The 11470-nt window shown below is 56.5% G+C and carries 9 protein-coding genes; 3 read left to right on the top strand and 6 right to left on the bottom strand.

All coding sequences use genetic code 11. The features are described 5' to 3' along the window. Positions 1-27: 27 nt before the first annotated feature. Positions 28-1191, top strand: a complete 1164-nt coding sequence (lpxB, locus tag VGE80_RS13130) for a lipid-A-disaccharide synthase (RefSeq protein WP_373649821.1) — start codon at positions 28-30, stop codon at positions 1189-1191. Positions 1192-1271: 80 nt separating this feature from the next. On the opposite strand, the gene VGE80_RS13135 is transcribed toward lpxB, so the two are convergent. From VGE80_RS13135 to VGE80_RS13145, 3 genes are read right to left on the bottom strand one after another with little or no spacing between them, the layout of a single operon-like run. Continuing rightward, positions 1272-2747 (bottom strand): sigma 54-interacting transcriptional regulator, encoded by a 1476-nt coding sequence (locus VGE80_RS13135; RefSeq protein ID WP_440592991.1) that lies wholly within the window; start codon positions 2745-2747, stop codon positions 1272-1274. Positions 2748-2756: 9 nt separating this feature from the next. Beyond that, positions 2757-3170, bottom strand: a complete 414-nt coding sequence (locus VGE80_RS13140) for an ATP-binding protein (protein WP_440592992.1) — start codon at positions 3168-3170, stop codon at positions 2757-2759. A 6-nt stretch (positions 3171-3176) separates the two neighbouring features. After that, entirely contained in the window at positions 3177-3533 is a 357-nt protein-coding gene (locus VGE80_RS13145) for an STAS domain-containing protein (RefSeq protein WP_440592993.1), read from the bottom strand. A gap of 616 nt (positions 3534-4149) precedes the next feature. On the opposite strand from VGE80_RS13145, the gene VGE80_RS13150 reads away from it, so the two are divergent. Next, positions 4150-5475 (top strand): metal ABC transporter permease, encoded by a 1326-nt coding sequence (locus tag VGE80_RS13150; RefSeq protein ID WP_440592994.1) that lies wholly within the window; start codon positions 4150-4152, stop codon positions 5473-5475. 130 nt (positions 5476-5605) lie between these two features. Then, positions 5606-7207, top strand: coding sequence for an NAD(P)/FAD-dependent oxidoreductase (locus VGE80_RS13155; RefSeq protein WP_440592995.1), 1602 nt, complete (start codon positions 5606-5608; stop codon positions 7205-7207). Positions 7208-7509: 302 nt separating this feature from the next. Here VGE80_RS13155 and VGE80_RS13160 read toward each other — a convergent pair whose 3' ends face one another. From VGE80_RS13160 to VGE80_RS13170, 3 genes are all read right to left on the bottom strand, one after another. Next, positions 7510-9804 carry a bifunctional SulP family inorganic anion transporter/carbonic anhydrase gene (locus VGE80_RS13160; protein ID WP_440592996.1) on the bottom strand — a complete coding sequence of 765 codons (2295 nt, stop codon included), beginning with the start codon at positions 9802-9804 and terminating at the stop codon, positions 7510-7512. Between the two features lie 437 nt (positions 9805-10241). Beyond that, the gene (locus tag VGE80_RS13165) at positions 10242-10430 is read right to left on the bottom strand and encodes a hypothetical protein (protein WP_373649814.1); all 189 of its coding nucleotides are present in this window, start codon (positions 10428-10430) and stop codon (positions 10242-10244) included. 79 nt (positions 10431-10509) lie between these two features. Then, positions 10510-10974 (bottom strand): hypothetical protein, encoded by a 465-nt coding sequence (locus VGE80_RS13170; protein WP_373649813.1) that lies wholly within the window; start codon positions 10972-10974, stop codon positions 10510-10512. Between the last annotated feature and the right edge of the window lie 496 nt (positions 10975-11470).

Below are 11470 nucleotides of genomic sequence, written 5' to 3' on the forward strand. Positions count from 1 at the left end.
GACTCTCCAGAATGACGAATTCAGCCCATGCATATCTTCTTTTCTGTCGGTGAGCCGAGCGGCGACCAACATGCCGCACACCTGATCAAGGAATTGCAACGGCGGCGACCGGGCCTTCGAATTTCAGGATTTGGTGGTTCCGCGATGGAAGAAGCAGGGTGTCACCTGCTGTTTCCGTTAACATCGATGGCCGTCATGGGTATCGTGGCTGTCCTTCCGCTGATCTGGAAGTTCTATAAACTCGTCAAACAGGCAGAACAGTATTTTGCCCGTCACAAACCTGACGTCGTTGTGCTTGTCGACTTCCCTGGTTTCAACTGGTGGATCGCCCGTAAAGCCAAAGCAGCCGGGATTCCTGTCATATACTACATGCCCCCCCAACTTTGGGCCTGGGGTTCGTGGCGAATCCGTCGCGTCCGCAAATACGTCGACCTTGTCCTTTCGGGCCTGACGTTTGAAACAGAGTGGTACGCCGAGAGGGGTATCCCGGTCATGTATGTCGGTCACCCGTTCTTCGATGAGGTTGCCGAACGCCAATTGGATCAGGTCTTCTGCCGGGAATGGTCCTCCACTGACAACCGCACGGTGGCGATCCTGCCGGGTTCCCGGCGGCAGGAAGTGCTTCGCTGCTGGCCGCTTCTGCTCAGCACGATCCAGCAGTTGCATGCTAAATTCCCCGATGTCAATTTCCTGGTTGCCAACTACAAAGACTCGCAGCGGCGCTACTGTGTTGAACAGTATCAAAAGCTGGAACAACCGCTTCCTCTGTCGTTTTTCGTGGGCAAGACGCCAGAAATTATCGAAATCGCCGATTGTGCCGTGATGGTGTCAGGGTCAGTCAGCCTTGAAATGCTGGCAAGACGAACACCGTTTGTCGCGATGTACCGGTCGAGCTGGCTGACCTACGTGGTCGGGTGCGTCGTCATTACTTGCAAGTACTGGTCGCTGCCCAATCTGATCGCAGGCCGAAAGATTATGCCCGAGCACTTCAGCGTTGGTGACCCGAAACCCGTCATCGCAAAGGTTGTGGATTCCGCCAGTCTGTGGCTCAGCGATCCCACCGCGCTCGCTGACGCCACGAAGGAACTCGAATCACTCCGAAGCCGAGTCCACACCACAGGTGCAACTCGCCGTACTGCCGACGTCATTCTGAGCTGGGTCGAGAAACCATCGGAATCGATCGCTGCCTGATCAAGCAATCGAGCAAATGAGCATCACCTGAGGTAGGGCATGTGCATCGATTCGATTCCGGCGGCTCGATCGAGATCTCGTCAGAGACCGTTCTCGAGGGGTTCAACAGGCCCCGTGTCTTCGAAGGTTTCCGGGATTGCCGCGGTGGGGATCTCGCTGGTGCCGACAGACGTCGTGTTATCGGAAGCTGCGGAATCCGCATCGACGATTCCTAATACTTCCATTCGACGATAGAGTCGGGGGCGAGTGATCCCCAGAAGCTCTGCTGCTTTCGCCTTATTGTCGCGGGCCGTCTTCAACGCCAATTCAATTTGCTCACGCTCGACCCTCATCAACAGAGGGTCTAACGGCTCGACACGAGTCGGCTGCCGCGGACCGATCGCCTGCCCGCTGACTCCGGCCCGAAATCGAAATGGCAAGTCAGCCGATTCGATCTTGAAGCCAGCGCATGTCTTGCGTGCCTCCCAGACAACGGTGCGAAGTTCGCCCACATTCCCCGGCCAGTTGTATCGCCGAAACCTCTCCCAGACCTCTTCGTCGATCTCCGTCACCTGCTGGGGTTCGTTCCGATTGCATTCCTCCAGGAAGTATTGCGCCAGCAACTCCATATCGTTCTCACGACTGCGCAAGGGTGGAACCGTGATGACCATCGGTGTCAGAGCATACACAAACTCTTCGAGATAATGCTCGGATTCGATGAGTGGTTCGAGTGGCTTGGACGCGGCGGCCATGACCCGTGGTGCGGATGGATTGTCAGACTGGATCAGTCTCAAAACGCTGTACTGCAGATCGCGGGACAGCGTGTCGATCTGGTTGAGATAAAGGGTCCCCGGCAGAAACCCTGCGCCGGCATGCGAGTCGAGAATCCGCTTAAACGTCGACTCGAGGAGTTCAGCAGGCATCCTTCGGCAGTCCAGGGGGACGAACAGGTCGTCACTTCGCTCTCCCGCCGCATGAATGACGCGAGCCATATGTTCGCGACCGGATCCTGTCTCACCGACAAACAGCAGCGGTAAGGAGGAACGCTCTGCCAATTGCAGTTGATCGAAGACGCGTCGCATCCCCGCACATTGTCCGATCAGCGCCCCCACCCCGACGTTCTTTCGCAACGAATTTCTCAACAGGGCCAATTCCACGTGCAAGCGCTGCGTCGTGGAAACCGAACTCGCTGCAGAAGGGGTTGCTGCAGATTGGATAATCCCCAGCGCGGCCTGAACCTTGTTCTCGGTATCTGTCAGAGGAAAGAAATGGATCTGGCTGGTGACCGGATCGTGTTCACGATGTGCCACGACGGCGGGCACAGTCACTGTTTCGCCTCGCCAGACATTGGCAGGGGGGGCCAGTGACGCCAGAAGAGCAGCAGCCGAGTGCGGGTCGGCCTCCGAGACGAACTCGCAAACCTGCCCGAGAACGGCGGAGGGGACCCACCCCGTCAGACGCTCGCAACCCGTATTGAAGAAGACTAATCGCCGGTGTGCATTCAGGACAAACAACGCCACCGAGGTGTCTTTGAGCCACACTTCCAGGCGGCGAGTGGTTCGAACACGTCTGGCCATGGTAATTCGTCAAGAACCGTGCAGTTTCTCGAGCACGACCCTGTTGCCTTTTTCGCTGTATTCAATGCGTGTCATGAATTCCCGCATCAGCATCAGGCCGCGACCAGTGGGGCGCTCGAGATTTTCATCGGCGGTACAGTCGGGAACGTCTTCGGGCCGAAACCCGTCCCCTTCGTCCTCGATCTCGATGCGCACCCCGGCATCGCTTTTTCGGAAATCGATCCGAACTTTCTTTTCGGGGCTAAGCTGGTTCCCATGCTTGATCGCATTAGTCACCGCTTCGTCCACGGCCAGTCGGATACCGAACTGATCCCGAGTCGAGAATCCCGTCTGGCTGACAACCTCCATGATGCGCTCGACGATCGATTGCCCCGATTCGTAATCGCTCTGGATCACAACCTCGAACTGATCGCTATTTTGCATCACAGCTTAGAAACCTTCGAGAGCTTCTTCTTGCGTCGCTTTGATATCGAAGATTTTGTTGAGTCGAGTGATCTCGAAGACTTCGTAGATCTCTGGCCGGATGCTGCAAAGTCGGAGTTTCGACTTGGCGGCTTTGGCCTTCTTGTCCATTGTGATCAGTTTTCCCAGCGCGGCACTCGACAGGTACTCGACCAGGCTGAAGTCCAGCACGATCTTGCGGCGACCGTCTTCGTCGATCAGGGCGAATAAGTTGTTTCCGATCGCCTGAATGTTGGCTTCATCAAGAATCTTCTTATCCACGAACTTGGCGACGGTAACATCATTAACTTCTTCGATATCAATTCGCCTTTGACCCATTGACATAGTCAGTTCCCTGTCCGATTGCCGTCGCTCTGGATGATCATGGGCATCATCACGACTTAAGATGTTTGCACTCCAGTTGATCATCCGGCTTGCTCAAGGTGAAGTCAAGCCTGTCGTTCCCGATGAACGATTGAACGATTCGTCAGCACCGCGAACGGTTTCGCAGCGGCAGGATCCTTCCCTTTTCTGCGGGAATTGGAACGGAGTTAGGGGTGCGAAAGGCCCTTCGACGTTGCGCAAACGGCGCCCGAAGTAACCGACTCGTGCAACGACACCCACGCAGCAATGTTTCCTGATTTGGACGCAGCGATTCTGGTTAGACACGCGCCGGGACACACATCGGTAGACTTCGGAGTGAGAATCCGGCAAAACCCTGGGGAGTAATTTTTCCTGTCCCCATCAGCAAGTTCGCTTCAACTTGGCTAGAATTCGGTCCGGATAACGGCCCCATCACGGCTTTGAGAGCACTTCTGTTTTTCGTCGCGGTCAGCGTTTGATAGAACGACGAACAAACGCAACTCAGTCGGCCTTCGTATCAGGAACGAGCTGGGCAAAGTCCACCGGGATAAACGCGTTTCCTGCGATCGTTTTCTGCGATTAAGAGTAGTCATTCAAAATGTCGTATAACACCCGAATCGTCCTGCTGGGGACATTTCTGCTGGGAATGTGCAGCGGTGTCGTCGGCGCTTTTATGCTCCTGCGCAAGAAAGCGCTGGTCGGTGATGTCGCCAGCCATGCTGCACTGCCGGGAATCGGCATTTCGTACCTTGTCGTCGAAGCATTCTCCCCCGGAGCAGGCAAATCATTGCCGTGGCTCTTGTTCGGGGCGTCACTTTCCGCCACCGCAGGCGTGATGGTGACGAACCTCATTCAGAAGACTCGTCTGATCAAAGAAGACGCCGCGCTGGGGATCGTCCTCAGTCTGTTTTTCGGTGCCGGAATCGTCCTGCTCACCATCATCCAGGGGATGAGGACAGGAAGCGCCGCCGGCCTGAGTGACTTCATTTTCGGAAAGGCCGCGTCGATGACCGCAATCGATGTGAGCCTGATTGCCGCGGCCAGCGCCATTGTGTTGCTCGTCTGTTTCGCCCTGTTCAAAGAATTTGCGGTCCTCAGTTTTGACGAAGAATACGCCGCCGCACTGGGATGGCCCGTTAAATTACTCGACCTGCTGCTGACAGGGCTGGTGGTCGGCGTGACGGTGATTGGAATGCAGAGTGTTGGACTGCTGCTTGTAGTCGCACTGCTGATTATTCCTCCCACGGCAGCACGGTTCTGGAGTAATCGACTGGGGCCGATGGTGCTGATTGCAGGGGCGATTGGCGGGATCAGCTCTTCGATCGGCGTTCTGCTGAGCGCGTCCGTTAAACAATTGGCCGCTGGCCCCATCATTGTGCTGGTCGGCTCACTTGCCTTCGGACTCAGCCTGCTGTTCGGAACCGCGCGGGGCACTTACTGGCAGTTCTGGCGCCAGCGAACCGCCAGCCGACGCAAGGGACAACTCGACCTGCTTCGGGCCTGCTTTGAAGAACTGGAAGGGAGGTTCCCCCTTGGCGAAGCCGGGGCAACTCATCCAAATCAGGATGGCCCGGATCTGACAGCGCTGCCGCTCACCCGCGACAGTCTGATTGCGGCGCGTGGCTGGTCCGCAGGTCGGGTAGACGAACTGCTGAAATCCGCCATTCAGGAAGGGTGGCTGCGACACGGTTCTGACGACCAATATCGCTTCACCAATTCGGGCGTCAGGCTTGCGGCCCGTGCGGTCCGGAATCATCGGTTGTGGGAACTCTATCTGATCCATTTTGCAGACATCGCTCCCAACCGGGTCGATCGCGAGGCTGATCTGATAGAACACGTGCTCGAACCGGGACTGGTCGAACAACTGGAGCGGTTGTTGAAGCACGATCGCTCGGGTGAGGTCCCCGTGAGTCCGCATCCCTGAACCTCGTGCAGCGCATCAACCGCGAACAGGAAGACGGTCCGCGAGAATTCTCTCCCTGCCGCTCCACCGATCGACCGTAGAATCGCCTATAATCCGATCTTTCATTCCGTCCTGAAACTGACTGAACCGTATGCCGATCCGTGTATCCAACCTGCGTCTTCCCGTCACAGCCCCCGAAGCCGAACTTCCTCAGCACATCGCCGCCCGATTGGGGGTCCGCCTTGCAGATCTCGCCGCCTGGCGAATTCTGAAGAAAAGTCTGGATGCACGCTCGCACCGGGATCTGCAGTTCGTCTACACCATCGTGGTCGAGACCCCGCCGGACTGGGTCGCCCGTCCCGGTCGGGGTACCAATTCCGGCGATATCCAGGCTTACGAACCACAATCATTCGATGATGCGGTTCCGGGTTCAGACCCACTTTCAGAGCGGCCCGTCGTCGTCGGCTCAGGACCAGCGGGGCTACTGGCCGCCTACTACCTGGCGTTAAAAGGATACCGCCCGCTCATCATCGAACGAGGCGAAGCGGTCAAAAACCGTGTCCCCGTCGTACGCGCCTTCGACCGAGGGGAGGAATTTGATCGAGAGAACAACTATCTGTTCGGAGAAGGGGGGGCCGGGTGTTTCAGCGACGGCAAGCTGACCTGCCGGCTGGAAGGACCTGATGTCGACTGGGTTCTGAAGAGTTTCGTCGACTGCGGGGGGCGGCCCTCCCTTGTCTACGAAAATCGTCCGCACCTGGGAAGCAACAAGTTGCCCATGATCTGCCGTAACTATCGCAGAAAAATTGAGGCTCTGGGGGGCGAATACAAGTTCGGCTGTCGACTGGAAGGAATTGACATCCGTGACGGGCGCGTCGTCGGAATCAGCACTTCCTCGGGAAGTATTCCTTGCAGCCAGCTCATCCTGGGTATCGGACATAGCGCCCGGGACACGTACCAGATGCTGCACAAGCTGGGCGTCCCGCTGATGCAGAAGGCATTTCAGCTTGGCCTGCGGATCGAGCAGCCCCAATCACAGATTAATCACCACAAGTATGGCAGGCCGGAATACTTCGATATTCTGGGCGCCGCCGACTATTCGTTGCAGGCACGGGGTTCCAAAGATGTCTTCACGTTCTGCATGTGTGCGGGCGGAATCATCATGCCCAGCATCAGCGAACCGAACATGTTCTGTTCGAACGGCATGAGCAACTCCCGGCATGACACTCCCTTCGCCAACAGCGGAATCATGGTCACGCTCGATCCCGAGGAATTCGGTCATACTCATCCATTGGCGGGAGTCCACCTGCAGCAGCGGTTCGAGGCGATCGCCTATAAAGTGGGACAATCGAACTACCTCGCACCCATTCAGACGGCTGCGGATTTTCTCAAAGGCCGCGCACCGGATTCCTCTGCCAGGCTCGAGTGCTCGTACCAGCGGGGAGTCCAACCCAGCCAGCTCGATCAGGTTTTGCCACCAGTCGTCGCCAAAGCCATTCGCAGCGGTCTACCGATCCTGGATAAGAAAATGCGGGGGAACTTTCTGAAGAACGCGATTCTGGTCGGCCCCGAAATGCGGGGGAGCTCCCCAATCCGTATCGACCGACATCTTGAAACGCGGCAGTGCCCCAAGATCGCCGGCTTGTATCCGGTCGGAGAAGGAGCAGGCTATGCGGGCGGAATTGTCAGCGCGGCCGTCGACGGACTTCGAACCGCACGAGTCATCGTGCGACAGTTCCAACCGCTCCAGTGAAGGTTCGAGAGCGACATGTTCTTGATGAATCGAGACAGCCCGGACGACGAGATTCGTGGCAGCCGTCCGAGGTGCCAGGCGTCAACGGCTGCGGCATGCTCGTCAGATTCTTCGAGATCGACGTCTCACCGACCGTGTGCAGTTGTGCTCGTAAGTCGTCCATTGCGTGAAGAAATGAGACCTTCACTACGCTACTCCCCTCCAAGCAGCGGGAGGAGAATTACGAGCACAGCCGCACACGGTATTGCTATAGGGCAACATCCCCGAAGCATGCCTGACGGGTGGTGCCATTCAAGACAGGATCAGCCCGTCTTGGCCAGAGAGGCGCTCAGTGATGCCACGGAGCTGCGCTGGTCGACCGTCAATTCATCGTTAAGAAACTCGATTTTTCCCGTCGTGATATCGAACACCGCCCCCACCACGGCAACGCGGCCTTCTTCGACCAACCGCCGAATCGTCTCACTCTCTTCGACAATTCGCTTCACACACAGTTCGACGTTCCGAACGGCGACACTTTCGATGAGGGCCGGCTTCTCCTCTTCGGTGACTCGTTCCAGCACTTGGAAAGTCGGCGGGTCGATTGCCAACTGAATGTCATGAATAATCGATTCGAGGTGCTGACATCCGGTCGCCTGCCCTGCGTTCTGCCGCGCTTTAGCCAGATTGACTGCAGCGGTCACGGCGCCACACCGAGTGTGTCCCAGCACAAGAATCAACTTTGAACCGGCCACGTTACAGCCGTACTCCAAGCTCCCCAGCACTTTTTGACTGGTTACGTGCCCGGCCATGCGCACACTGAAGATATCGCCAATCCCCAGATCGAGAATCAGTTCGGCCGGGGCGCGAGAATCAATACAGCTCAGCACCACCGCAATCGGGCTTTGCCCCTGTGACGTCGCATGAAGCTGACGGCCCAGATCACGGGTTAATCGCTGACCGGTATAAAACCGTTCGTTGCCTTCCTTCAGAATCCGCAGCACTTCCTGCGAAGTCAGATCCTCCTGAAGCTGACGAGTCGAGTAGTCCACAAACTGGATGTCGTCTTCGAGATGGTACTTCTTCCGGAACCCTCGCAGACTGACTTTGACTCCTCTGTTGGACGCAACTCGTTCCTTGAAGTCGCTGATCAGCGTCAAAACGTCCGGGTCGATGTAGTCGGTGGACTCAGCATCCAGCAATACGTGAGACCCTTCAGGCAGGTCTCGCAAAATCTTCTCAAGTGCCCCTCGATTCAGGAAGCTGACCTGATTTGCGAGCACAATTCGCAGCACGTCACCCCCCAGATGCTTTTCCAGAATCCGTCTGAGCGGTTGCCGGAAATTGCTGTTGAGAATGAATCCAATGCTGACCGCCAGACCGATTAAAACTCCCGTGACAAGATCGGTCAGTACAATGGCGACCAGAGTGGTCGCAAAGGGAATAAACTGATACCTCCCATCACTCCACATTTTGCGAATGAGCTGAAGAGTGATCAGCCGTAATCCTGTCATCAACAGGATCGCCGCCAGACAGGCCAGGGGGATCATGTTCAGATACGTCGGCAGCATCATGACACAGAAGAGCATCAAGAAGCCATGAAAGATCGCCGACAGCTTGGTTTGAGCCCCTGCGTTGATATTGACCGAACTGCGGACAATGACCGAGGAAATCGGGATCCCGCCAATCAGCCCCAGGATGACATTCCCAACCCCCTGAGCGAGCAGTTCCCGGCTTGGAGGAGATACCCGGCGTTCGGGATCGACCTTGTCAATCGCGTCGATATTCAGAAGCGTTTCCAGCGTGGTGATCATCGCGATCGTCAGACCGGCCTGGTAGATGGCGAGCTGATCCCACCGGGAAAAGTCCGGTGAATGGAGGAACTGAAACAGATCGCTAAACGTCTGAGCAACCGGGACCTGTACCAGATGACTTTCCGCGATTAACCACGTGCCACCGATCTGGCGGAAGATCTGTACAGCAGCAACCCCGAACATCACCACAACAAGGGGAGGGGGGATACGCAGCCGCCGCAAGATTTTGGAGCGGTGCCAGAAGTTCAAGATCAGCAGCGAGACAAACCCGACAAAGGCGGCGCCGGGTTGGAACCCCGTGAACAGCTCGCCCAACTCAGAAAAGGTCGTCTGATCATCCGGCTGAATGAAGGACATATCTCCTTCGGGGTCTGTGTCCCGTCCCAGCACGTGAGGAATCTGCTTCAGAATCAGAATTACGCCAATCGCGGCAAGCAACCCCTGAATCACGCTAAAAGGGATAAAAGCAGCAATGAATCCCACGCGGAGCAGACCAAGGATGATCTGTATCACACCGCTGACAAGAATCGCCAGCAGCAACGCTTCGAAGGAACCGAGCTGGGCGAGAAGAGCAACAACGACCGCCGCGAGCGCCGGTGAGGGACCGCTTACACTGGTGTGTGAGCCGCTCAAAATCCCAACGATGGCGCCACCGACAATTCCTGCGAGCACGCCAGAAATCAACGGTGCATTGGACGCCATGGCCACGCCCAGGCAGAGTGGCAACGCCACCAGAAACACGATGACGCCGGCCACTAAGTCTTTTTTGATTGAATTCGCGTCCGCTCTTACTGTGATGTCACTCATTCAATAATTCCGACTCTTTCCAGCGTGGATTTTGCAGGCGACGGGAAAATTCCCTTCAATGAAACGGGCACAAAGCACCCCTTCCATCCAATCGCCACCGAACGTCAGCTCAGCCAAACAATACTTACAAATTCTTAATTTTTCAAGATGCAAGTTTTTGAACATGTTTGACGGGCGGTGCCGCGCTGTTCGCCATCCTCGACGGGGAGGCTGAAACGCTGTGGGAGAAGGGGCCTCAGCGGATTTGCACAATAGCAAGGATGTGATTTGCGCGAGCTGCGTTTTACGGGAATGGAGCAGCCGAAACGCTCAGGTGGCACAATGAGAAAGCCACGAACCTTCCCTGCAGGCAGTGACTTTGATTCCCGCAGGGGATGAAACTCGCCCGAAATCTGCATCGCCGGAGGGGTCGAAAATGCGTTCTCTGGTTGCTGAGTCTAATTGGTCACCAGCGGCTCTTCAGGAGGGTGCTCTTGGGGAATCGGCTCTACTGGGCTGATCGGTGCAGGAGGCCGAGGATCCGTCAGCGGCGGAACCTCGGCAGGAAGAGGTGGGGGCAACGTATCGGGGGCGGGATTGGGAATTTCATTCGGCTCCCGCGGCGGAATTTCTCGCTGAGGTCCCATCGCGTTGACTCCCTTACTGAGGTGATTACAAAACATCTTCTGAACGGCGTATCCGCCCTCTTCAATCACATGAACGACGTTAATTCCGCCGTGCAATATTCAAGGCGTGACGAGCAGTCTGGAATGAGGTCGGTGCGCCGCTGGGCACGCTCTTAAAGTCACCGCGAATGGCTTTCAGGGCGTAACGCTCATAATCGATTTCTGACGCTGTCCGCACACCCAGGCGCCGCAGAATGGTCAAGGGAGGGCACCAGCCCTGGACAGCATGTTGCAACAAAAAACCCGATACGGCAGCGGGCAGGCAGAACCATCGTCGATCGACCGTGGCCCCTAACGCTAATCCGACAAGCGACACAATCGAGGCATTCGCTTCGAGCGTCCTTTCAACGTCCCATTCCTCATCGAGTTCGGCAAGCCGCTGCTCGATCGCCGCCGGGCCACGAGCGGCACACGACGCGACACTCTGCTCGGTCATCAGTCGGATACGCTCGTTTACGTCATCCGCAGTATTAACAGGAACACGTGCAACAGTAGATGCGATCATTGCGAGCTCCTCATGTCAAAAAGCCATTCCAGATCAAGCCGATTGGGAAAAGCCGACTCAGTGACTTCCTTTAGACGCTGCCTGGGTAGGCCGCTTTCCCTATCGCCGTTGGAATGCATCGCAGCGTCCAGTCATTCCTTCACGAATAGGGAGCAAACGTCGCACCACTTCTATGAACCATGTCATCGATGTCCAAGCCGATTGGACCGAAGTTTGCTACCCCTTGCTGAACAGGGATGTTGTTGTACGTCAGCAACTGGCGGCATCAACCCCGGGGTGACTTTGCAGAAGGAATGAGACGAAATGATCAGAATCTTCATGAGCTTTCCATGGCTAACCGTAATTACGTTTGCACAGCTGGTTCTCCAGGCGGTATCGCTGATCATTTAGCGCCAGTCGCGACTCCGCTCGCCACGCGTGTGGTCACGAAAAAGGGCGAGGTTCTACTGAGCACCCCGGGTTCGCAAGTCGATCCCACAACTCAGCAGAGCGTCGC

This window comes from Schlesneria sp. (genome assembly GCF_036405755.1).
Taxonomy (GTDB): Bacteria; Planctomycetota; Planctomycetia; order Planctomycetales; family Planctomycetaceae; genus Schlesneria; species Schlesneria sphaerica.

Coding starts and splice junctions, on each gene's coding strand:
- lpxB (WP_373649821.1), top strand. CDS start 28: ATGCATATCTTCTTTTCTGTCGGTGAGCCGAGCGGCGACCAACATGCC.
- VGE80_RS13145 (WP_440592993.1), bottom strand. CDS start 3,533: ATGTCAATGGGTCAAAGGCGAATTGATATCGAAGAAGTTAATGATGTT.
- VGE80_RS13155 (WP_440592995.1), top strand. CDS start 5,606: ATGCCGATCCGTGTATCCAACCTGCGTCTTCCCGTCACAGCCCCCGAA.
- VGE80_RS13135 (WP_440592991.1), bottom strand. CDS start 2,747: ATGGCCAGACGTGTTCGAACCACTCGCCGCCTGGAAGTGTGGCTCAAA.
- VGE80_RS13170 (WP_373649813.1), bottom strand. CDS start 10,974: ATGATCGCATCTACTGTTGCACGTGTTCCTGTTAATACTGCGGATGAC.
- VGE80_RS13140 (WP_440592992.1), bottom strand. CDS start 3,170: ATGCAAAATAGCGATCAGTTCGAGGTTGTGATCCAGAGCGATTACGAA.
- VGE80_RS13165 (WP_373649814.1), bottom strand. CDS start 10,430: ATGGGACCTCAGCGAGAAATTCCGCCGCGGGAGCCGAATGAAATTCCC.
- VGE80_RS13160 (WP_440592996.1), bottom strand. CDS start 9,804: ATGAGTGACATCACAGTAAGAGCGGACGCGAATTCAATCAAAAAAGAC.
- VGE80_RS13150 (WP_440592994.1), top strand. CDS start 4,150: ATGTCGTATAACACCCGAATCGTCCTGCTGGGGACATTTCTGCTGGGA.